Source organism: Duganella aquatilis (assembly GCF_009674565.1).
Taxonomy (GTDB): domain Bacteria; phylum Pseudomonadota; class Gammaproteobacteria; order Burkholderiales; family Burkholderiaceae_D; genus Rugamonas; species Rugamonas aquatilis.
Genome location: NZ_WKJL01000004.1, coordinates 244,810 through 268,126, shown reverse-complemented (window position 1 = coordinate 268,126; position 23,317 = coordinate 244,810). Strand labels below are relative to the sequence as shown.

Annotated in this window: 15 protein-coding genes; 7 read left to right on the top strand and 8 right to left on the bottom strand. The window is 66.8% G+C overall.

Annotated features, from left to right (window positions below):
- Positions 1–40: 40 nt before the first annotated feature.
- The 8 genes from GJ698_RS09000 to GJ698_RS08965 all read right to left on the bottom strand — a co-directional run bounded on the left by GJ698_RS09000 (position 41) and on the right by GJ698_RS08965 (position 12,030).
- Positions 41–1,210, bottom strand: coding sequence for a methyltransferase (locus GJ698_RS09000; RefSeq protein ID WP_154357275.1), 1,170 nt, complete (start codon positions 1,208–1,210; stop codon positions 41–43).
- An 86-nt stretch (positions 1,211–1,296) separates the two neighbouring features.
- Positions 1,297–2,181, bottom strand: a complete 885-nt coding sequence (locus tag GJ698_RS08995) for a hypothetical protein (protein ID WP_166454837.1) — start codon at positions 2,179–2,181, stop codon at positions 1,297–1,299.
- Between the two features lie 79 nt (positions 2,182–2,260).
- Entirely contained in the window at positions 2,261–2,470 is a 210-nt protein-coding gene (locus tag GJ698_RS08990; RefSeq protein WP_154357274.1) for a hypothetical protein, read from the bottom strand.
- Positions 2,471–2,513: 43 nt separating this feature from the next.
- On the bottom strand, positions 2,514–2,996 hold the full coding sequence (locus tag GJ698_RS08985; RefSeq protein WP_154357273.1) for a putative metalloprotease CJM1_0395 family protein: 483 nt from the start codon (positions 2,994–2,996) through the stop codon (positions 2,514–2,516).
- Between the two features lie 64 nt (positions 2,997–3,060).
- A complete protein-coding gene (locus tag GJ698_RS08980) occupies positions 3,061–4,206 on the bottom strand; it encodes a serine hydrolase domain-containing protein (RefSeq protein ID WP_154357272.1) in 1,146 nt (381 codons plus the stop codon).
- Between the two features lie 7 nt (positions 4,207–4,213).
- Positions 4,214–8,104: an AAA family ATPase gene (locus tag GJ698_RS08975; protein ID WP_154357271.1), complete on the bottom strand. Its 3,891-nt coding sequence runs from the start codon at positions 8,102–8,104 to the stop codon at positions 4,214–4,216.
- Positions 8,101–9,327, bottom strand: a complete 1,227-nt coding sequence (locus GJ698_RS08970) for an exonuclease SbcCD subunit D C-terminal domain-containing protein (RefSeq protein ID WP_154357270.1) — start codon at positions 9,325–9,327, stop codon at positions 8,101–8,103. Before GJ698_RS08970 ends, GJ698_RS08975 begins: the two co-directional genes overlap by 4 nt.
- A 66-nt stretch (positions 9,328–9,393) precedes the next feature.
- Entirely contained in the window at positions 9,394–12,030 is a 2,637-nt protein-coding gene (locus GJ698_RS08965; protein WP_154357269.1) for a sensor domain-containing diguanylate cyclase, read from the bottom strand.
- Positions 12,031–12,165: 135 nt separating this feature from the next.
- On the opposite strand from GJ698_RS08965, the gene GJ698_RS08960 reads away from it, so the two are divergent.
- The 7 genes from GJ698_RS08960 to clpB all read left to right on the top strand — a co-directional run bounded on the left by GJ698_RS08960 (position 12,166) and on the right by clpB (position 23,314).
- Positions 12,166–13,407: a winged helix-turn-helix domain-containing protein gene (locus GJ698_RS08960; RefSeq protein ID WP_154357268.1), complete on the top strand. Its 1,242-nt coding sequence runs from the start codon at positions 12,166–12,168 to the stop codon at positions 13,405–13,407.
- Complete coding sequence (locus tag GJ698_RS08955) at positions 13,404–14,393, top strand: DUF2804 domain-containing protein (protein WP_154357267.1); 990 nt, start codon at positions 13,404–13,406, stop codon at positions 14,391–14,393. Before GJ698_RS08960 ends, GJ698_RS08955 begins: the two co-directional genes overlap by 4 nt.
- 6 nt (positions 14,394–14,399) lie before the next feature.
- Positions 14,400–16,805, top strand: a complete 2,406-nt coding sequence (locus tag GJ698_RS08950) for a bifunctional acetate--CoA ligase family protein/GNAT family N-acetyltransferase (RefSeq protein ID WP_154357266.1) — start codon at positions 14,400–14,402, stop codon at positions 16,803–16,805.
- A 249-nt stretch (positions 16,806–17,054) separates the two neighbouring features.
- Entirely contained in the window at positions 17,055–17,648 is a 594-nt protein-coding gene (locus tag GJ698_RS08945) for a hemerythrin domain-containing protein (RefSeq protein WP_229259895.1), read from the top strand.
- Positions 17,649–17,727: 79 nt separating this feature from the next.
- Positions 17,728–20,193 carry a DUF349 domain-containing protein gene (locus GJ698_RS08940; protein ID WP_154357265.1) on the top strand — a complete coding sequence of 822 codons (2,466 nt, stop codon included), beginning with the start codon at positions 17,728–17,730 and terminating at the stop codon, positions 20,191–20,193.
- Positions 20,190–20,648, top strand: coding sequence for a molybdopterin synthase catalytic subunit MoaE (gene moaE, locus GJ698_RS08935; protein ID WP_154357264.1), 459 nt, complete (start codon positions 20,190–20,192; stop codon positions 20,646–20,648). Before GJ698_RS08940 ends, moaE begins: the two co-directional genes overlap by 4 nt.
- A gap of 65 nt (positions 20,649–20,713) precedes the next feature.
- Complete coding sequence (clpB, locus tag GJ698_RS08930) at positions 20,714–23,314, top strand: ATP-dependent chaperone ClpB (RefSeq protein WP_154357263.1); 2,601 nt, start codon at positions 20,714–20,716, stop codon at positions 23,312–23,314.
- Positions 23,315–23,317: the final 3 nt, after the last annotated feature.

Sequence of the window (23,317 nt, the reverse complement as noted above, 5' to 3'; positions counted from 1 at the left end):
ACAAGCGCGATGAATTGCGCAAGGCCTTATATTTTGATGCTTATATGGCAGCCAGGCGCCACAGCGAGGTGACTTCGGCGGCGCGGGCGGCGTGCAACGGATCGCTGGCGTCGGCGGCGCGCGGATGCGTCGGGCGCACGTCGTGGCGGTCCAGTACCTTCAAGCCGGCGGCGGCGATCCATGCCAGCAGCTGCTCGCGCGGACGCAGGCCCAGGTGCTCGGCCAGGTCGGACAGAATCAGCCAGCCTTCGCCCCCCGGCGTCAGGTGCGCGGTCAGGCCGGAGAGGAAGCCGCGCAGCATGCGGCTGTCCGGATCGTAGACCGCGTATTCGATCGGCGAACTCGGACGCGCCGGCACCCATGGCGGATTGCACACCACCAGCGGCGCGCGGCCTTCCGGGAACAGGTCGGCGGCCACCAATTCGACTTTGTCGTCGAGGTTCAGCAGCGCCAGGTTCTCGCGGGCGCAGCGCAGCGCGCGCGGGTCCTGGTCGGTGCCGATCACGCGGGCGATGCCGCGTTTGGCCAGCACCGCCGACAGCACGCCGGTGCCGACGCCGATGTCGAACGCCAGCTTGACGCCGGAAGGCAGCGGCGCATCGGCCACCATCTGCACATACTCGCCGCGCACCGGCGAGAACACGCCGTAGTGCGGATGGATGCGCGCGCCCAGCGCCGGAATCTCGACGCCGGTGCGGCGCCATTCGTGCGCGCCGATCAGGCCAAGCAGCTCGCGCATCGAGGCGATGAACGGTTCTTCGTAGCGGCCGTAGGCTTCGTTGCAGGCCAGCTTGACTTCCGGCGCGCGGCGCAGCGGAATGCTGTAGTCCTCGCCGAAAGGAATCAGCAGCATGGCCAGCGTGCGGGCGCGTTGCGACTGCGCCTGGCGGTGCAGGTTGAACGCGTCGGTCGGCGTGGCGGGAATCTTGGCGGGCTTGTTCTTCTTGGCCGGCTTGCCTTTGTGGTCGGCACGGCGCGCCAGCGCCTGCAGCAGTTGGCGCGCGTTCTGGAAGTCGCCGCGCCACAGCAGAGCGGTGCCTTCGCAGGCCAGGCGGTAGGCGACATCGGCGTTGGTGCGGTCGTCGGCGATGACGACGCGCTTCGGCGGCGGCATGCCGGCTTCGGAGCGCCAGCGCGCGGAGCGTGGTTCGCCGTTTTCCTCCCAGTGGATTTGCTGTGGAATCGGAGCGGAGGAGGTTTGTTCAGGCATGTGGGGGCAATCGACAGGAAATAGGACGCGCTGCGCCAGGCGGCGCAGCGGAAAGTGTCGCTATTATACCGGTCGCCGGCCCGCGCTTACGTCGATGCGGTTTGGGCGGGCGCCGTGTCGCTTGCCGCAGCGGCTGCGGCGTCGCTGGCGGCTGGCGTGGTGGCCGGCGCTTCGATCGTGGCCGGGGTGTCGGTGGCGCTGGTTGCGGTCTTGGCCTTGTCGGCGGCGGTGGGCGCGCTGTAGGTGTTGACGTCCTTGCTGTCGACCAGGTTGAGCAGGCGCAGCGACAGGCCGCGCAGCGTGTTGTGGTCGATGCCGTCGTCGGTCTTGCTGTTGCTGTTGCCGCTGGAGCCCAGCGCGGTTTGCAGGTCGCGGCCGATCAGCTGGAACAGGTCCGCCAGCGTGCCGGGGAAATCGATGTTCGGCACCTGCAAGGTCGGCAGCGAGGCGGACGGCTTGTCGCTGCTGGACTGGTCCTGCGCCGGCTGGCTGGCGGCGTCGCTGCTTTGGCTGGCGGCGGCACTCAGTTCGGCGTTGTACTGGACTTCCACTTCAAAATCGAACTTGCGGCCGTCGGCGGTGGTGATGGTGCCTTTGCCGATGAAGTGCGAGCTGTCGGTCAGGCTGAAGCCCGCCGCGTCGCTGGTGCCGTTGGCGCCCTGGGTGTGCTGGTAGCCCACCGCCAGGCTGGAACTGGCTTCCAGGCTGGCCGAGTCGAAATCGATCGTCGCGCCCTTGGCGGCGTCGCCGAACAGCGCTTGCGTGAAGCTATTGACGAAACTCTGGGCGAAATCCACCGTGGCGTTGCCCATCGAGGCGACGCGGCTTTCCAGGTCCAGCGACTTGGCGGACTGGGTGGCAGGCGATGCGGCTTGCGTCTTTTGCAGAGCCGAGGTCTGGCTGTCGGTTTTCTGGTTGCCGGTATAGAGCGACGCCGGCAAGCGCGCACCCAGGTTGGAGATGATAGACATGGTGAATTCCGTGTTCGATATAACTTCTACAACTCTTTAACGGTATCCTAGATGAATACTTGAGGGTGCGGCGCGCAATTTAGTGGTGGTGGGTCCAGCCTTCCGGCGCGGCCAGGTAGGAAGCCACGGCGTCTTTCTGGCCGATGGCGTGGTGTTTCACTTCGCCGCAGGCGCAAATGCCCAGGTAAGGCTGGATGTGCGAGCAGGCCGAGACCTTTTGCAGGCGGGCTTGCACGGCTTTGGCGCATTTGACGCATTTGAAAGTGAGGGTGCGTGGTGCTTTTAACATGATTGCTCGATGACTTGAAAAGGCGAAGGCGGGATTTTATCACTCACGCATAAACATTCACCGAGGACGCCGCGGCCGGCGTGGCGCCATAGGCGTTGTCGGTTTTCTGTTTTGCCAATTCGGCGCGGGCCTGGCTTTCCATCTGCTGCGCCTGGGCCGCCACCGCGCGGTCGGCGTCCGACGGCGCGGCAGGCGCCAGCGCCGCAGCCTGGATGGTGCGGGCGCGTTCGATGGTTTCTTCCGGCGTGGCGCCGGGCGAGGTGTCGATATTGACCTCGCCGCCGATGGCGTAATTGACGCCGTTCGGGCCGCGCTCATAGGTGAAGGAGGCGCCGGAGGTGGCCAGTCCGCCCGCCGCCGCCATGTGGGCCGCCTCGTGCTGGCGCACTTCGAGGTCGCGCGATTTGAGCTTGTCGAGCACCGCCAGCGCTTCGGGCGAGAGCTGGGTCGACGCCGTGGCTGCCGGCGGCGCAGGGCGCGTCGCCGGGCTGATGGCGTAACTGGAGGTGATGGCGCCGATATTCATGGGATGAAAGGCCGCTGCCGTGCGTGTCCCTGAATGATAGCAAAAAAACAGCGCGGGATCGTCGCTAACGGGCCACAGTGGCCACCACGGTGTGCAGCAGGCGATTGACCCTGGCGCCCATTTCGTCGGAACCGTAGTCGCCGGCGGTGATCACCAGCGTCATGTCCAGTTCCGGCACGATGAAGATGCGCTGGCCGCCATTGCCGAAGGCGGCGTTCCAGGCGACGCGATGGTCCTTCCATGCCGCCGTGCCGGCCCACCACTGGTAGCCGTAGTGGATTTCGTCCGGCTGGTCGCCGGGGCTTTTGAAGCCGACGCTCAGGCGCGGCGTCAGCGAGGCGTCGATCCAGTCTTCCGCCACCATCTGGCGGCCGTTCCAGCGGCCGTGGTTCAGCATCAGCCGTCCCAGCTTGGCCATGTCGCGCGGCCGCAGGCGCAGGCCGGCGAACGAGGCGGGACGGCCGCGCAGATCGGTCACCCATTGCCATTGCGTGATGCCGAGTGGCGCGAACAACTCGGTATCGGCCACGTCCAGCCACGGTTTGCCGGCGACGCGGCTGACGATATCGGCCAGGATCAGCGTGCCGCCGCCGTTGTAGTTCCACACCGCGCCGGGCGCCGCTTCGATCGGGCGTTCCAGCACGTAGCGCACCGGATCGGATTTCCAGAACAGGCGCATCTCGTTGTTGGGCTGCGTGCCTTCGTCCCACTTCCAGCCGCCGCTCATGGTCAGCAGGTGTTCGAGGTTGATGGCGTCCAGCGCCGGCGAGCGCAGGTCTTTGTGTTCCGGGTAGTAGTCCAGCACCGGCGTGGTGAGGCCGGCGATTTTGCCCTGCTGTTTCTCGATGCCGATTAGCAGATCGATGATGCTCTTGCCGATGGAGCGGGCGTCGTGCAGCGTGTCCGGGCCGAAGTCGACGGTCGGCGCGAACGGCGGCCACACGCCCAGTCCGCGCGCGATCGATTTGTCCTTGCCGCTGCGGTACATCTCCGCCACCAGTTTGCCGTGGCGTTCGATGACGATGCTGTGGATGTTGTCCTTGCCTTGCGCGATGGCGGTCAGCGTCATGCAAAGCGTGGTGGGATTGAAGCCGCTGGCTTCGGGCGTGCTCAGTTCCCAGCCGTCGGTTTGCACGGTGGGCAGGGCGCAGGAGGCAGCGCTGGCCGACAAGGGAAACAGCAGGCAAAGGCTGAGGCTCAAGGCGCGCATGGCGTTCCTATTGAACGGTGATGGCGCTGCGGCCGCCGGCGGATGGCTGGACCAGGATCTTGGCCGAGATCCGCTCGGTCATTTCCTGCACGTGGGAGATGACGCCGACCTTGCGGCCCATCGCCTGCAGGCCGTCCAGCGCGTCCATGGCCACGCGCAGAGTGTCCGCATCCAGGCTGCCGAAGCCTTCGTCGATGAACAGCGATTCGACGCGCACGCGATTCGAGGACAGCGACGCCAGTCCCAGCGCCAGCGCCAGCGACACGAGGAACGATTCGCCGCCGGACAGCGAGTGCACCGAGCGCATTTCGCCGCCCATGTCCTGGTCGCGTACCAAGAGAGCCAGGGACGGATTGGCGTTGTTCTGGATACGCTCCAGTTGATAGCGGCGCGACAGGTGGTTCAGGTGCGCGTTGGCGTAGCCCAGCAGGACGTCCAGCGTGAATTGCTGGGCGTAGTTGCGGAAGCGTTTGCCGTCGGCGGAGCCGATCAGGTCATCCATGCGCGCCCAGCGCTGGGTGATGGCTTCCTGCGCTTCGATTTCGGCCAGCATGGATTGCGAGCGGTGGCGCTTGTCGTCGTCCTGCGCCAGCGCCAGTTGCAGGGCGGTGGCGTGGTCGTTGGCGGTTTTGCGTTCGGCCAGCAGGGCGTTGAGTGCCGCGGTGACGGCATCGATGGGCGAGTCCGCCGTCGCTGGCGCCTCGTCGGTCGCTGCGATGTCCTGCTGTGCGTCGTCGGACCACAGGTCGGCGGTCGCGGGCGCGGCGTCGTCGGCGTTGCCGGTGTCGGCAGGCGGAGGCGCGGCGTGGACGCGTGATGACGGCGCGGAGAGCTGATGCTGTTCGCGCTGGCGCTGGCGTTCCTGCAGCACGGTGTTAGCCTGGTCGGCGGCGCGCGCCAGCGCTTGCAGGGCGGCGCGTTCGGCGTCGATGTCGTCGAGGCTGAGGGCCAGCAGTTCACGCAATTGCGCCAGGTCTTGCAGGCCGGCGTCGGGCTGGCGCTGCTGGAATGCGGCCAGCCAGTCGGCCAGGCGCGCGGCGGCGGCCGTGGCGGATGCCTGCAGCGTTGCTAGGCGGTTGTTGGCCTGCGCGAGCGCTTCGTCGCAGCGTGTTTTGGCTTGCGCGGCCTGCTGCGCGGCGGTCTGGCTGGCGGCGTAGCGGGCCTTGGCGGCGTCGATCGCGGCTTGCAGCGCGGCTTCTACGTCGCGGATTTCCCTGCCTCCCCACATGGTCATGCGCTGTTCCTGGTTGGCCTTCAATCCGGTATCGGCTGCGGTGAAGGCGTCGCGGGCGGCGAGGGCGTCGTGGCCGGTGCGGGCCAGCGTTTCGTTCAGCGTTTTCAGTTCGGCTTCGAAGGCGGCGAGTGAGGCGGCGCGTTCATCGTAAGCTGCGCGCTGCGCCAGCCATTGCTTGCTTTCGGCCTGACGCGCTTCGTAGAACCGCGCCGGGCCGGACTTCCAGTCTTCCTTCCATTCTTCGCTCGGAATGTCGCCGCCGCTGAAGGCCGCATCCAGATCGGACAGCAGGGCGCTCAGTGCCAGCGCCACTTCGATGCGCTGGTCTTCCAGCGCCTTGTATTCGGTATTCGATTGCGCCAGCGCGGTCTTGGCGCCGGCAGCCACGGTTTGCAGGCGCGTGTGCTCGGCGGCGGCGCGCTCGTAGGCGGCTTGCGCCTGGTCGCGGGCGATGCGCGCCGCGTGCACTTCGCGCTCCTGCTGCTCGACGGCTTGCAGGCCTTTGTAGGCTTCGCCCATCTGCGCGGTGAACCATGCAGTGCGCCCGGTCTCCGCCGGCAGCGCCTTGACGTTGACGATGGCGTGTGCGGACCAGGCGACGGCTACGCGCTCCATTGCCTGCTGCACCGAACGCTGCTCGGCGGCCAGCACATTCAACTGGTCGGCGCTGGCTTGCGCGGTGGCGCGTTGCGCTGCCTGTTGATTGACGTTGGCTTCCATCTGCTGGCGGCTGCGGGCCACATCGCCTTGCAGTTCGCGCAGCATGGTTTGCAGGCTGTCGTCGTTGTGGCGGTATGGGTGATCCTTGGCGCCACAGACCGGGCAGGGCGTGTCGTCTTCCAGCGTCTGGCGCAGCGATTCGACGCTGGCGGCGGTGGCGGCTTCCGCCAGCTTGAGCGAGCGTTCGGCCTGCGCGAAGGTTGCCAGAATGGCGATGCCTTCCTGCTGTGCGGCGGTCAGCTGCGCTTCGGCGGCAGTCATGGCCTGGCGCAGCTGGACCGATTGGGCTTCGATCTGGGCGTGGCGCGTCTGGCGCGATTCCAGGTCCAGCCAGATTTTCTCCGCACCGGCCAGCAGGTCGCGGTGCTGCTCCCAGCTGGTGCGCGAGGCCTGCAACTGCTCGACCGAATAGGCAGCCAGGTTTTGCGCGGCCTGTTGGCGCTGGAGGTCCAACGCTTGCAGCGCTTCGACGGCGCCGGCCAGCTTGGTGCTGGCGTCGGCTTCCTCGTCGCGGTGCATCTGTGCGTTGCGCTGCACGCGCGACAGACCGGCGTGCAGGCGTTCGGCAATCGCCGCCTGCTGGCCGGCCTGAACGAACAACACGTCCCAGCGCTCCCATTGCTGCGCCAGCGCTTTCCAATGCTTGTGCTGCTCCAGCCACGTGACACCGGCCTGCTGCTGCGCGGCCAGGCGCGCGTGCTCGCTCTGGCGCGATTGCAGCGCGGCTTTGGCGGCGGCGTCGGCATGCTCGGCTTTTTCGCAGGCGGCTGCGGCCTGGCGCCAGGCCGGCAGCATCGCTTCGATGCGGGCGTCCAGCGCCTTGGCCTGGTCCAGCTGTGGCGCGGCCGCGCGCTGCGCGGCTTCGGCTTCCTGCTGGCCGGTGGCTACCTGTTGCTGCGCGGCGTAGGCCTGTTCCAGCGCCAGCGCGGCCTGCTGCGCATGCTGCGCGCTGGCGACAATGGCTTCCTGCGTGGCGGCGATGTCGGCGTCGATGCGGCGGATGTCTTCCGCCAGCGGGCGTGCCTGCTGTACCGCGTCGATGCGCGCCAGGGCGGTGTGGCGTGGCGCGGCGGCTTGCACCGCCGCCAGCGCGGTGACGCTGGCCTGCTGCGCCGCCTGTTCTTCCTGCGCCAGTTTCTCGGCTTGCTGATGCCAGCGCAATTCCTGTTCCAGTTCCGTCTTCTGCTGGTCCAGCGCTTGCAGGGCAATGCCGGCGTCGTTGCTCTTGGATGTGAGTTCCGCGCGCTCGTCGGTGCTCAGCGGCTTCTGGTCGGCCAGGCGCAGATTCAGTTTTTGCAGCGCCGCCTGTTCCAGCTTGTTGCGTTCAAAGGCGCGGATCGAGATTTCAGAGTAGACGGTGCTGCCGGTCAGCGTTTCCAGCAGTTCGCCGCGTTCGTTGTCCTCGGCTTTCAGGAAGGCCGAAAACTCGTTCTGCGCCAGCAGCACGGCGCGCGTGAACTGTTCGAACGACAGGCCGATGCGTTTCTCGATTTCCGCCTTGACCTCGGTCTTGGTGCCGCCGATGGCCTGCAGGGCCGGCAGCAGATGCAGCGACATGGTGGTCGGCTGCAGGGCGCCTTCGGCCTTGGTGCGGGCGCGGCGCACGTTCCAGCGCGCGCGGTAGGAGGCGCCGTCGCTGCCGACGAAGTCCACTTCCGCATAGCCTTCCGCCGTGCCGCGGCGCAGCAGGTTGCGCGGGTCTTGCGTGGACACGGTTTCGTTGCCGACGTCGGCCAGGTAGTTGCGGCCGACCACGCGCAGCAGACGCGGGGTGGCGTCGTACAAGGCCAGGCACAGCGCGTCCAGCAAGGTGCTCTTGCCGGCGCCGGTCGGGCCGCTGATGGCGAACAGGCCGGTGGAGGCCAATGGCTCGGCCTCGAAATTGACGCTGAATTCGTCGGCCAGCGAGGCCAGGTTCTTGCCGCTGATTTTCAGGATTCTCATGGCAGCATCAACTCCGCGAAGGCGCTCAGTTGATCGGCCGGCGCTTCGTTGCCGAAGCGCTGCGCATATAGCTGCCGGAAGATGTCGTCGGGCCTCAGCTTTTCCAGCTGGTCCAGCGTCATCACTTCCTTGTCGATGGACGAGGCGCGGGCGGCGGTCGAAGTTTCGATTTTCGCCAGCCGCACAGGCTTGCCGTCCAGCGCCGCTTCGATGCGCGCGCGCAGGCCGGGTTCCGGCTGCTCCAGCAATACGCGTACTTCCAGATACGGTTGCTGCTCGGGCGGCGTGTCCGGCGGCGCCAGCTCGGCCAGTTCTTCCAGCACCTGTGTCAGCGGCGCCGGCTTGGACGGCACGCGCAGCAGCTCCACCGCGCGCGGCACAGGCACCGGCGCGATTTCGCGCACCACAGCGCCTTCCAGGTCGATGCGCAGGATCTGATGCGCGTAATTCACCTCGGCGAAGGACAGCGGCAGCGGACTGCCGGCGTAGCGGATATGTTCCTGCTTGCCGACGTTCTGCGCCAGATGCAAATGCCCCAGCGCGGCGTAGGCGATGGCAGGATCGAATATCCCGGCCGGCAGCATCTCGGTGCCGCCGATGACGATGCGGCGCTCGGAATCGTTGGACATCTGGCCGTCCACCATGTGGCAGTGGCCCATGGCGATGATTGCCTGGCCGTCCTGGCGCTTGCTCTGCGCCAGTTCGAACGCCTGGCGGTAGAGCAGGGCGATGCCGGCCAGGTAGGGATCGGCGCCTTCCTGAAGCTCGCCGCGCGGCACGTCGCCGGGACGCAGGAAGGGCACCACCAGGCACCACGCCTCGACCGCGCCGCTGCGGCCGGTCAGCGGCAGCACCAGCGATTCGATGTCGATCTCGCCCTCCGCATTGCGCTGCACGGCGCCGATCACGCGGGTGCCGTGCGCTTCCAGCAGCGGACCTGGTGCATCGAGCCGGCCCGGCGAATCGTGGTTGCCGGCGATGATGATCAGGTTCAGATGCGGCGCGCGCTCCTTGGCCTGCCGCAGGAAGCGGTACAGCTGCTTCTGCGTCGCGGACGACGGATTGGCGTTATCGTAGACATCACCGGCGATCAGCAGCGCGTCGGCCTGTTCGGCGACGATGGCGTCCAGAAGCCAGTCGAGGAAGCGCTGGTGTTCATAATGACGCTCGAAATTATGCAGGGATTGGCCGAGATGCCAGTCGGAGGTGTGCAGCAGACGCATGAAAAAATGTGATCAAACAGCCGGAAAGCGCTCAATATAGCGCAAGCCGGCCGCACCCGGTTTGATTTATGCCGCGTTGCTTGCCGGTGGCGGGATCACCTGGCCGGCGCGGAAGGTGTTGCGGCCCGCCTGTTTGGCCTCGTACAGCAGGATGTCGGCGCGGTTCAGCAGCTCGGCGGGGCTGACGTCTTCGTCGCGGTAGTAGGTCAGGCCGATGCTGGTCGAGATCGACACCACCGTGCCATCGAGGTCGAAATCGGCCTGCATGGCGGCGACGATCTTGGCCGCCAGCGCGGCCGCGTCGTCGATGCGGTGAATGCGCTCCATGATGATGGTGAACTCGTCGCCGCCCAGCCGGGCGATGGTGTCGCTGGCGCGCATGGTGTGCGTCAGCCGCGCCGAGAAGGCCTTCAGCAGGGCGTCGCCGACGGCGTGGCCGAAGGTGTCGTTGACCGGCTTGAAGCGGTCGATATCCATGTACATCACCGCCATCAGGTTGCCGTTTTCGCGGCTGTTGGCCATGGAGTCGTGCAGCTTTTGCAGGAAGCCGGCGCGGTTGGTCAGGCCGGTCAGGGCGTCGACCTGCGACAGCCGCAGCAGGCGCTGCTTCTCGCGCTTCTGCACCGTGACGTCCTGGCGCATGACGTGGAAGCCGATCACGCCGACGCCGTCTTCGTCCATCTGCGGAATGTAGACCACTTCGTAGGTGCGCTCGATGGTGTCGCTGGTATCGTCTTCCTCGAAGGTCAGGGTTTCGCCCTGCAGTGCGCGCAGCACATAGGGTTCGAGGAAGGCGTAGCGCTCCGCGCCCATGGTGTCGCGAACGCTGCGGCCCAGCACCGTGGGGCCGGTGCGGTTGAATTCGCGCTCGTAGGCGACGTTGTGGAAGCGGTAGACCTGCTCGGCGTCGATATAGGCCACCATGGCCGGCAGCGTGTCGGCGATGGTGCGCAGGCGCGATTCGCTCTCGCGCAGCGCCATCACGGATTTGCGGATGTGGGTGATGTCGTCCACCGTGCCGACGTAGCCGTAGACATTGCCGTCGACGACCATGGCGGCGATCTTGAACGACACCCAGATGATCTTGCCGTCCGGGTGGACGCAGCGCAGCGTGTCCTGGAACGGCGCGCGGGTGCGGGCCATGTGGTTGAGCGCCGACTTGAGCACCGCGCGGTCGGCCGGGTGGACCGCGCGCATCCAGGCGTCGCCCAGCGCCTCGTCGCGCGTCAGGCCGGTGATGGTTTCGAAGGTGCGGTTGACGTAGGTGCAGTGGCCGGTGGCGTCGGCGCGCAGCAGGCCGAGGGGCGAGGCGTCGTTGACGGCGGCGAGTTCGGCCTGGTTCTTGCGCGCCGCCAGTTCGGTTTCCTTGCGCGAGGTGATGTCGCGCACGTTGACCGCGACGCCGTCGGTGATCGGCACGATCTGGTGGTGCAGCCAGTGGACGGCTGCGTTGGGCAGGAAATCGACCGCGTATTCCTCTTCCAGCGGCTGGCGGCTTTCCAGCACGTGGCGGTATTTTTCGACGAAGCCCTTGGAGTGCAGCGCCGGCATGACCTCGACCAGGCGCTTGTCCTTGATGTCGGCGCTGCGGTAGCCCATCAGCTGGGCGCCGCGCTCATTCAGGTCGGCGATGGTGAAGTCGAGGATCTCGCGCCGCGCGCCGCGCATGCGGCAGGCCTTGAACAGAAACACCGCATCGAGGCTGGCGTCGGCGGCGGCGCGCAGCATCAGTTGCGCCTCGATCACCATGCTGGCGCTGCGGCGCAGGCGGTGCGCCTGCTGCACCAGCAGATAGACGAACAGCAGCACCAGCGCCGAGGCGACGGTGGCGGCGCCGTAATACATATTGCGGCGGCTGTAGAAGCGCGTCATGGCCGTGGCGGTCGGATTGCCGACCACCGCCGTCAGCAGATAGCGCGGCATTTCGGCATAGCCGTAGACGCGGTCGATGGCGTCGAACGGGCGCTTGAGCAGGAATTCCTCCGACGGCTGCGGCACGCTGACCTGGGCCACGCGGAAGTCGATGCTGTCGCTGATGATGATCTGGTCGTCGATGCGGGCGGCCGACATGCCGTTCTCGCGGCTGATCAGCATCACCGCACCGCCGGTGTCGACGTTCAGGCGGTCGTAGTCCTCGACGAAATAGGCCGGATCGATCATCACCATGATGACGCCGGCGAAGCTGCCGTTGGCGTGGTTCAGCCGGCGCGAGATCTGGATCTGCCATTTCTTGGTGCGGCTGTCGATCACCGGCGTGGCCACCAGCGAGACGTCGGCCGGATTGCTGGCGTGGTTCTTGAACACCGTCTCGTGCTTCTGGTCCGGCGTGAAGTAGCCGTTCATGCTGTCGACGACGCGGCCGTTCTGGTCCAGGATGGCCATCGGCAGATCGAGCTTGGTCGGCAGCAGCGAATCGAGCAGGCCGTTCTTGCGGGTGAATTCGGGCAGCCGCAGCGCGCCGTCGGTTTCCTCGTATTTGAGCTTGAACAGCTGGGTGGCGTGATCGAGCTGGCGCAGCAGGTGGTTGGTGTGTTCGGCCAGGGTGTGCGCCAGCGACTGGCTGTGCAGCACGGCCTCGTAGCGGGCGGTCTGCTGTTCCTGCCGCACCTGGTAGGTGACGGAAGCCCAGGTAAAGATCAGCAGCGCCGCACCGAAGGCGGGCAGCAGTATCGCGCGGTACAAACGACGGAAAAAATCCAGCATCTGGCAGCAGTCCTTTCGGTGGGCCGAAGTGTTTGCGGTTATTCTGCACGGAAATATCGCTTTTGGCGTGAAAGCTGTGAAAAAAAACATATTCCGTTCACAGGCAATGTTGATTTCTTTATTAGAATAGCGGTCATGACTGAACCGATATTGAGCTTGTCCGCCGCGCGGGCGCTGCATCTGGCGGCGCAAGGGCTGTTGCAGCCGCGCCGCCGCAAGGCGCGCCAGGCCGACCTGCTGGCGGCGATCCGGCAAATGGGCGTGCTGCAGATCGATACCATTCATGTGGTGGCGCGCAGCCCCTACCTGGTGCTGTGGAGCCGCCTGGGCGACTATCCGCAGCCCTGGCTGGAGCAGGCGCTGGCCGCCGGCGAACTGTTTGAATACTGGGCGCACGAGGCCTGCTTCGTGCCGGTCGAGGACTACGGCCTGTATCGGCACCGCATGCTGGACCCGGAGGCCATGGGCTGGAAGTACTCGGCCACCTGGATGCGGGAGCGCCGCGCCGAGGTGGAAGCGGTGCTGGAACATATCCGCGCCAACGGCCCGACCCGTTCCTCCGACTTCGAGCGCACCGACGGCCAAGGCGGCGGCTGGTGGAGCTGGAAGCCGGAAAAGCGCTCGCTGGAAGTGCTGTTCACCACCGGCGCGCTGATGATCGCCGCGCGCCACAACTTCCAGCGCATCTACGACCTGGCCGAACGCGTGCTGCCGGATTGGGACGACAGCCAACTGCCGCCCATGGACGAGGTGCGCCGCGAGCTGGTGCTCAAGGCCGTGAAAGCCATGGGCTGCGCGCGCGCGCCGTGGATCAGCGACTACTTCCGCACCAAGCCGCCGCGCCTCGATCCGGAAACGCTGGTGGCGCAGGGCGCCTTGCTGCGCGCCTGGGTCGAGGACTGGGACGATCCGGTCTACGTCCATCCCGACCACGCCGAACTGCTGGACAGCGCCGCCGCCGGCACGCTGGCGCCGACGCTGACCACCATCCTGTCGCCGTTCGACCCGGTGGTGTGGGACCGCCGCCGCGCGCTGGAACTTTTCAATTTCGACTACCGGCTGGAATGCTATACGCCGGCCGACAAGCGCAAATACGGCTACTTCACGTTGCCCATCCTGCGTCGCGGCGTGCTGGCCGGCCGGGTCGACGCCAAGGCCCACCGGCGCGACGGCGTGTTCGAACTGAAGTCGCTGATACTGGAGCCGGGCGCGCGCATCAGCGACCGCTTCACGCGCGACATCGCCGCCGCGCTGCAACGGCTGGCCAACTGGCACGCCTGCCCGCGGATCCAGATCACCCAAGCCACGCCCGCCGCTTTCGGCGCGCAGCTGCAGGCCGCGCTGGACGCGGCCGAACCGACAAAGGAAGCCGCATGACCTTGCCCGCCGCCCCCGCCAGCCTGCTGGCCGCCGACGGCCAGCCGCTGTTTGGACGCTACGCCGGCCAGGTCGGCAATATCGACTGGAGCCAGCTGGCGCGGCCGTTTTCGCGCAGCCCGCTGTGGCGGCGCTTCCACCACAAGCGCTGGCATTACGTGGCGCTGTGCACCGAGGAAGTGTTCTGCGCGGTCGCCATCGTCGATCTGGGCTGGATCAGCACCGCCTTCGCCTACGCCTTCGACCGCAAGGACGGCGACATGCTGGCCAACTTCTCGCAGGACGGCCTGCCGCTGGTGTCGGCGCGGCTGGCCAACCATGCGGGCGAGTCGAGCCGCTTCCAGCGCGGCGGCAGCCATATCGCCATCGAGACCAACGGCGACGGCAGCTATGCGCTGACGCTGCGCTGCGACTACCTGGAAATCGACGCCGCCTTCGGCCCGTCGCCGTCGCCGCTGCTGCTGGCCACCGGGCCGATCGACAAAGGCTCGGTGCACGCGACGCAGAAATCGTCGGCCATGCCGCTGCGCGGCGAGGTGCGCACCTGGCGCGACGAATTCAAGCTCGATGGCGGCGTCGCCAGCTTCGATTATTCCAACGGCCTGCTGGCGCGGAACACCGCCTGGCGCTGGGCCTCGGCGCACAATATGGAGCTGGGCTTCAACCTGCAGGCCGGCTATTTCGGCGGCCACGAAAACGCGCTGTGGCTGGACGGCGACCTGATCGCGCTGGCGCCGGCCCACTTCCTGTACGATAAAAAGGACGCGCTGTCGCCGTGGCACATCTTCACCGAAGACGATATGCTGGACCTGATCTTCACGCCGGACGGCGCGCGCCGCGACGACAAGAAGATGATGGTGGCGGCCAGCCGCTATTTGCAGCCGGTCGGCACCTTCAGCGGCTGGGTGCGCGCGGCGCCGGACCAGCCGAAACGCATGGTCACGCAGCTGATGGGCGTGACCGAAGACCATTCATCCCGCTGGTAGCCTGACATGAGCATCCGCAATCTCGATCGTCTGTTCCAACCGCGTTCCGTGGCCGTGATCGGCGCGTCGGACAATCCGCAGCGCATCGGCACGCGGGTGCTGGCCAACCTGCTGGAGGGCGATTTCACGCACAACGGCGGCAAGGTGTGGCCGGTCAATCCCAAGCACCAGAAGCTGCATGGCCTGCAAAGCTACGCCCGCGTCGGCGCGCTGCCGGCGGCGCCGGACCTGGCCGTGATCTGCACGCCGCCGGCCACCGTGCCGGGCCTGATCGGTGAATTGGGCGCGGCCGGCTGCAAGGCCGCCATCGTCATGACGGCCGATCCCGGCCACACCGGCGGCCGCTATCTGCACCAGCCGATGCTGGAGGCGGCGCGGCCCTACCTGCTGCGCATCCTCGGCTCCGGCAGCGCCGGGCTGCAATCGCCGGCGCTGGGCCTGAATCCCAGCTTCACGCAGATGGCGGCGGGGAAGGGCAAGCTGGGTTTCGTGTCGCAGTCCGGCGCGCTGGCGACAGCGGTGCTGGACTGGGCCGGCCAGCGCGGCATCGGCTTCTCGCGCTTCGTGGCGATGGGCGACGGCGTCGACGTGGACTTCGGCGACATGCTGGACTACCTGGCGGCCGACGGCGAGACGGAGGCGATCCTGCTGTGCATCGAGCGCGTGAGCAGCGCGCGCAAGTTCATGTCGGCCGGCCGGCTGGCGGCGCGCGGCAAGCCGGTCATCGTGCTGAAGGTGGGGCGCGATCCGGCGCCCGGCGCCGACCTGGTGTTCGACGCCGCCATCCGCCGCGCCGGCATGCTGCGCGTGTACTCCACTGAAGATTTGTTCGACGCCGTCGAAACGCTGGCGCGCCAACGACCGCAGCGCGGCGAGCGGTTGGCGGTGCTGACCAACGGCGGCGGCCTGGGCCTGATCGCCGCCGACGCGCTGGCCTGCAGCGGCGCCCAACTGGCGGCGCTGTCGCCCGAAACCTTGAAGCGGCTGGCGCAGGCCGGCGCGCCGCCAACCAATCCGGTCGACTTCCTGGCCGACGCGCAGGTCGAGCGTTACACCGGCGCGGTGCAGGCGCTGTTGCAGGAGCCGCAGGCCGACGCGCTGCTGTTCCTGCACGCGCCCACCGCCATGGTGGCCAGCGATCTGATCGCCCACGCGGTGGCGCCGCTGATGCAGGCGGCCGGCAAGAACGTGCTGTCCTGCTGGCTGGGCGGCGGCTCGGTGGCCAAGGCGCGCCAGGTGTTCGCGGAAGCCGGCCTGCCGACCTACGACACGCCGGAAAAAGCTGTCAACGGCTTCCTGCAAATCGCCCAGTACCGCCGCAACCAGGAACTGCTGATGGAAGTGCCGGTCGGGGTGCCGACCACCGGCGCCGGCGAGCGCTCGGCGGCGCGCGCGCTGGTGCAGGCGGCGCTGCACGCGGGCCGCAGTGAGCTGTCGGATGCCGACGCGCGTTCGCTGATGGCGGCCTACGGCATCGCGCTGGCCATGCCGCAGCAGGCGGCGCTGACCGGCGCCACGCTGGCGGCGGCGCGCATCCAGATCAGCCACGACCCGGTGTTCGGGCCGGTGGTGTTCTTCGGCCAGGGCGGCATCGCGGCCGACGTGGCGGCCGACCGCGCCGCCGGCCTGCCGCCCTTGAATATGGCGCTGGCGCGCGACATGGTCAGCCGCACCCGCGTCTCGCGCCTGCTGGCGCAGGGCCAGACGCCGGCCGACGCCGAGGCGCTGATCCGCACCCTGGTGCAGGTGGCCGACATGGTGGCCGACCTGCCGGAGCTGACCGAGCTCGATCTGAATCCGCTGCTGGCGATCGGCGGCAGCGCCGTGGCGCTGGGCGCGCGCATGCACCTGGCCAAGGCGCGCGGGCGGCGCGCGGAACTGGCGATCCGGCCCTATCCGCAGGAACTGGAAGAGCGGGTGGACTGGAACGGCGGGCAAATCCTGCTGCGGCCGATCAAGCCGGAGGACGGCGCCCAGCACCAGCAGTTCTTCAGCGCGCTGGCGACCGACGATGTGCGCCTGCGCTTCTTCTCCGCCATGCGCGAACTGCCGCCGGCGCAGCTGGCGCGGCTGACGCAAATCGACTACGACCGCGCCATGGCCTTCATCGCCACCCGGCCGAACGCCAGCGGCCAGCCGGAAACGCTGGGCGTGGTGCGCGCCGTGCTGGACCCGGACAACCAGTCGGCCGAGTTCGCCATCATCGTGCGTTCCGATTTGAAAGGGAAAGGACTCGGCTACATCCTGTTCCAGAAACTGGTCGATTATTTCCGCGCCCGGGGCACGCGCGAAATCGTCGGCGACGCCTTGTCGGAGAACGGCGGCGTGCAAAAGCTGATCCGTCATTTCGGCGGCGTGGTATTGCCGCATCCGGAAGCAGGAATGGTGCGGCTGCAACTGCCTTTGCGATAGCATTCGCCGCACGGTTGAGATATATTGGGGGCATTAGCGTCATAAAAAAGCGCAGGGCGGGTTTGTGCTAGCTCAAAGCGCGGTTGTCGGGAAACTTTACACTTTTACTTCCGCTACATCGCCCTGGGAGTCAGAATGTTAACCGCCACATACACCTTGGTAGCACTATCGGTCGAGCAATCGAGCGTTCGTCTCAGTCTGCTATCGTTTCAAAAGTATGTGCGCACCACGCTCATGCAACAGAACAGCATGACACTGTCGCAGCTGGAATACGCTTGCGAAAACCTCAATACCCTGTATCAAGCCTGCCATTGGCGCAAGACCGAGATGTATCTGATTCCGGCGCTGCGCGACGCCACCGAGCGCGCCGATCAGCTGCTGGAAGAACTCAACCGCCTGAACCAGTCCGCGCTGGTGTCGATCCGCGTGCTGCAAGACAAGCTGGGCTCGCTGGCCGACGTCCGCGACGAGCAGGTCAGCGAAGTGTGCGACAGCATCGACGCCTTTTGCGCGACGCTGCTGAAGCGGCTGGAAAAGGAGGAGCAGGAATTGTTCGCGCTGGCGCGCAACGCCATTGCCGGCGAAACCTGGTTCTCGATCGCCAACCAGTTGATGATGCACGACAAGCATCTGGATGAAATGAAGCGTTCCGGCCTGCCGCCGGCCGAAGCCGCCCAAGTGGCGGCGCGGCGCCGGGCGCTGCCGGGCGGGGAAGTGGATGACGGCCAGATTTCCATCCCCGGCCTGCAGGTATTGCCGATTGTTAGCCTCGACGACGCCCCGGCGGCGGCGGCGCCAAGGCCCGCGCGGTCCACGCCGCGTGATGATGCACTCATGAAATAACCGCCCCCGTAGCGCACTAGCAGGGCAAATTTCCCCTGCACTGCTATGATGGTGGTTTTAGCCATCACCATAGCGCACCATGTTTGATTTCCTCTTTAAGCGTGCGACCGAAGCCTCGGCCGTTCCCACAGCATCCGCGGCGACGCCGGAGCAGGACGCGGCGACCGCCGCTGCCGCCAGCCGCCGTGACGAACAGACGCAGCGCGCCGCCGCGCTGAATGGCAATGAAGCGGCCGCGGTCGCATTAATCCTGGAGAGTGAATTTGCCGGCGTGCGCCTCAGCGCGGCCGAGCACGTGCAGTCGCAGCCGGCGCTGGAGCAGGTGCTGCACGCGGTGCGCAACACCGACCGCCGCGTCGCCAAGCTGATGCAGGGGCGGCTGGACGCCATCCGCTACCGCCAGGCCGAGCAGCAAAAAGCCCAGGCCTGCCTGGAGCACGCGCAGCGCCTGTTGCAAGACGAGAAACTGACGCCGAACCAGGTGGCCGAGCTGGACCGCCAGTGGCTGGTCGTTGCCGAAGTGCCAACGCTGACCGAGGCCTTCGCCGGCGCCCGCGCCGCCCTGGCCGCGCGGCTGGAAGCGCAGGTCAACCTGCAACGCCGCATCATCGACGCGCTGGCCGCCGTGCGCAAGCTGCCGGACAGCGGCCTGCCGACCGACGAAGCGCTGCAGGCGCTGGAACGCCACGCCGCCGATCAAACTGAATACCAGCAGGCGCCGGAACACAGCGCCTTGCCGCGCCACCTGTTGAGCGATTACGCCCAGGCGCTGGAACAGGCCCGCGCCGCGCTGACCGCCCCGCCGAAGCCGGCTGCCCCGGCCGCCGTGCCCGCGCCAGCCAAGCCGGCGCCGTCCGCCGCGCCTACGTCCGCCGGTTCGCCCGAGGCGCCGCAGGAGGTCGCCGCCGACACCGCGTCCGCCAAGCCGCCAAAGCAAGCCAAGCCGGCGCCCAAGGAAACCGACAAGAAATTCCTGGAAACCATGGACGCCCTGGAAGCCGCGCTTGAGCAAGGCCAGCTGCACGCCGCCGCCGAGCACGACAAATGGCTGCGCGAGCACAAAACCCGCCTCAGCCCGGCGCAAACCGAACACCTGAACCACGTCCGCGCCGAACTGAAGCGACTGGGCGACTGGGCCCGCTGGGGCGGCAACATCTCGCGCGAGGAACTGGTCAAGGCCGTGGAAGAACTGCCGGCCCAGAAGCTGGCGATGAGCGAACTGGCCAAGAAAGTCGGCAGCATGCGCGACCGCTGGAAGCAGCTGGACGCCGTTTCCGGCCACGCGCCGAAAAGCCTGTGGGAGCGCTTCGACGCCGCCTGCACCAGCGCCTACGCCCCGGCCGCCGCCCACTTCAAGCAGCTGGCCGACGAACGCCACGCCAACGCCGCCAAGGCCGAGGCGCTGATTTCCGAAACCCGCGCGCTGGGCGAATCGGCCGCTGCCGAGGGCGCCGACCTGAAAAACGTGGCCGCCGCCGGCCAGCGCCTGCGCCAGATGTGGACCCGCCTGGGCACCATCGACCGCAAGGAAAAGCGCAAGCTCGACCACACCTTCGACAAGGTGCTGGCGCACATGCTGGCGCCGCTGTCCGAGCAGCGCAAGGTGGAGGCCGCCAAGCGCGAGGAATTGATCACCGAAGCCGAAGCGCTGGAGCCGTCCGACCGTCACACGCTGGACAAGCTGCGTCGCCTGCAGGAGCGCTGGCAGGAGCAGGCCAAGGCGCTGCCGCTGGAACGCAAGGTGGAGCAGGCGCTGTGGCAGCGTTTCCGTAGCGCATGCGACGCCATTTTCGCCAAGCGCAAGGAAACCGCCCACGCCGCCGACCACGAACGCAAGGCGCATCTGCATGCGCGCGAGGCGATCTGCAAGGAACTGGAAGACGCGACCTTCAGCGGCGAGGACAAGGCCCAGCTGGCCGCTATTGCCAAGGCGCTGAAGGATGCGGCGACGGCCTGGAACGCCGCCGGCACCGTGCCGCGCGCCGCCGAAGCCCGCATCAACCAGCGTTATCACAACGCGGTCGGCAAGGTGCAGGCGCAGGCGGACGCGATCAAGCGCCGCGCCGGCGCCGCCCAGGCCAACGCGCTGCGCGACAAACTGCGCCTGGCGCAAGGGCTGGAAGCGGCCATTGCCGGCCCGGATGCCATCGATGTTGCGGATTGGCAAGCCAAATGGACGGCGCTGCCGTCGCTGGGCAACGATTACGAGCGCGCGCTGCAAGGCCGTTTCAACGCCGCCGTGTCGGCCGTCGACGGCCGGCGCGCCGCCTACGCCCAGGAGCTGGAGCGCAACCGCGCCAGGCTGCTGGACGAAGTGCTGCGCCTGGAAATCGTGGCCGGCGTCGACAGCGGCGCCGAGTTCGCCCGCGAGCGGTTGAAGATGCAGGTGGAAGTGCTGCAATCGTCGCTGAAATCCGGCCAGAAGCCGCAGTCGGCCACCGCTGCCTACCTGCAACTGTGCGCGATGCCGGCCCTGGCCGACGCCCGTACGGCCAGTCGCATCGAGCAACTGTTGCGCCGCATCGGCGCCGCGGAGCGCGCATGAGCTTGAGCGAAGTCCGCATCCAGACCGAGGATTTCGACCTGTCCACGGAAGTTGCCCGGCTGCGCGCGGATTATCCCAAAGTAGGGGGCGTGGTCACCTTCGTCGGCACGGTGCGCGATCTGAACGAAGGCGCTACTGTGTCGGAGATGGAGCTGGAGCACTATCCGGGCATGACCGAACAGGCGATCAGTGACATTATTGACAAGGCCAAACAGCGCTGGCCGATTTTCAGCGCGCTGGTGATACATCGCGTCGGCCCGCTCAAGCCGAAGGAGCAGATCGTGCTGGTGGCGGTGACGTCCGCGCACCGGGGCGAGGCCTTTGCCGCCAGCGAGTTCATCATCGATTACCTGAAGACCGAAGCGCCGTTCTGGAAGAAGGAGCAGACGCCGGAGGGCGCACGCTGGGTGGATGCCCGCGTCAGCGACGACCAGGCGCTTAACAAATGGTTGTAGCTGCTCCTTGAAAAGCTATCGCTGATCCCTATGTTAGCGATAGTTAAATATATCGGAGCAACACCATGCGTCACGACAAACTCACCACCAAACTCCAGGAAGCCCTGTCGGACTCGCAGAGTCTGGCCGTGGGCAATGACAATCAATACATCGAACCGCTGCACCTGCTGACGGCCCTGCTGAACCAGGACGACGGCGGTGCGCGTTCGCTGCTGCAACGCGCCGGCGTCAACGTCGGCGGCCTGACCAAGGCGCTGACGGCCGCGCTGGAACGCCTGCCGAAAGTGTCCGGCACCGGTGGCAATGTGCAAGCCAGCCGCGAGCTGGGCGCCGTGCTCAACCTCGCCGACAAGGAAGCGCAGAAGCGCGTCGACCAGTTCATCACCAGCGAAATGGTGCTGCTGGCGCTGACCGAGGACAAGTCCGACGCCGGCACGCTGGCGCGCGAAAATGGCCTGAGCCGCAAATCGCTGGAAGCCGCCATCGACACCCTGCGCGGCGGCGCCAAGGTGGATTCGCAAGAGGCCGAAGGCCAGCGCGAAGCCCTGAAAAAATACACCCTCGACCTGACCGAGCGCGCCCGCCTGGGCAAGCTCGACCCTGTGATCGGCCGCGACGATGAAATCCGCCGCGCCATCCAGGTGCTGCAACGCCGTTCCAAGAACAATCCGGTGCTGATCGGCGAACCTGGCGTGGGTAAGACCGCCATCGTCGAAGGCCTGGCGCAGCGCATCGTCAACAACGAGGTGCCGGATTCGCTCAAAGGCAAGCGCGTGCTGGCGCTGGACATGGCCGCCCTGATCGCCGGCGCCAAGTATCGCGGCGAGTTCGAGGAACGCCTGAAATCCGTGCTGAAGGAATTGGCCATGGACGAAGGCCAGACCATCGTCTTCATCGACGAGATGCACACCATGGTCGGCGCCGGCAAGGCCGATGGCGCCATGGACGCCGGCAATATGCTGAAGCCGGCGCTGGCGCGCGGCGAGCTGCACTGCGTCGGCGCGACCACGCTGGACGAGTACCGCAAGTACATCGAGAAGGACGCCGCGCTGGAGCGGCGCTTCCAGAAAATCCTGGTGGACGAGCCGACCGTGGAAGCGACCATCGCCATCCTGCGCGGCTTGCAGGACAAGTACGAGCTGCACCACAAGGTGGCCATTTCGGACGCGGCCATCATCGCGGCGGCGGAACTGTCGCATCGCTACATCACCGACCGCTTCCTGCCCGACAAGGCCATCGACCTGATCGATGAGGCGGCGGCCAAGATCAAGATCGAAATCGACTCCAAGCCGGAGGTGATGGACAAGCTGGAACGCCGCCTGATCCAGCTGAAGATCGAGAAGGAAGCCGTCAAGAAGGAAAAGGACGAGGGTTCGCGCAAGCGCCTGGAGCTGATCGACGAGGAAATCGTGCGCCTGACGCGCGAGCTGAACGACTTCGAGGAAATCCTGAAGGCCGAAAAAGCCGTGGTGCAGGGCAGTACCCACATCAAGGAAGAGATCGACCGCATCAAGCTGCAGATGGAGCAGGCCACGCGTGAAAGCAACTGGCAGCGCGTCTCGGAGCTGCAATACGGCCGCCTGCCGCAACTGGAGGCGGAGCTGAAGCAGGCCGAGGCCGCATCGGCCAAGGGCGTGTCGCTGGAAAAGAACACGCCGCCGAAGCAGCGTCTGCTGCGCACCGAGGTGGGGGCGGAAGAAATCGCCGAAGTGGTGTCGCGCGCGACCGGCATTCCGGTGTCGCGCATGATGCAGGGCGAGCGCGACAAGCTGCTGCACATCGAAGAGAAGCTGCACGAGCGCGTGGTGGGCCAGGACGAGGCGATTTCCGCCGTGGCCGACGCCATCCGCCGCTCGCGCGCCGGCCTGGCCGATCCGAATCGTCCGTATGGTTCCTTCATGTTCCTGGGCCCGACCGGCGTCGGCAAGACCGAGCTGACCAAGGCACTGGCCGGCTTCCTGTTCGACACCGAGGAATCGCTGATCCGCATCGATATGAGCGAGTTCATGGAGAAGCATTCGGTGGCCCGCCTGATCGGCGCGCCGCCGGGCTACGTCGGCTACGACGAGGGCGGCTACCTGACCGAAGCCGTGCGCCGCAAGCCGTACAGCGTGATCCTGCTCGACGAGGTGGAGAAGGCGCATCCGGACGTGTTCAACGTGCTGCTGCAGGCGCTGGACGATGGCCGCATGACCGACGGCCAGGGCCGCACGGTGGACTTCAAGAACACCGTCATCATCATGACCTCGAACCTGGGTTCGCATAAGATCCAGTCGATGGAGGATTCCGATCCTGGCGTGGTCAAGCTGGCGGTGATGGCCGAGGTGCGCTCGCACTTCCGTCCGGAGTTCATCAACCGGATCGACGAGATTGTGGTGTTCCACGGCCTCGACGAGAAGAACATCGGCGCGATTGCGCGGATTCAGCTGGCGATCCTGGAGCGTCGTCTGGCCAAGATGGAGATGACCTTGACGGTGACCGACGCGGCGCTGCACAAGATCGCCGAGGCGGGCTACGATCCGGTGTATGGCGCGCGGCCGCTGAAACGGGCGATCCAGCAGCAGATCGAAAATCCGCTGTCCAAGCTGATCCTGCAAGGAACGTTCGGGCCGAAGGACACCATCAAGGTGGATGTGGTCGACGGTGCGCTGACTTTCGGCGGCTAAGCC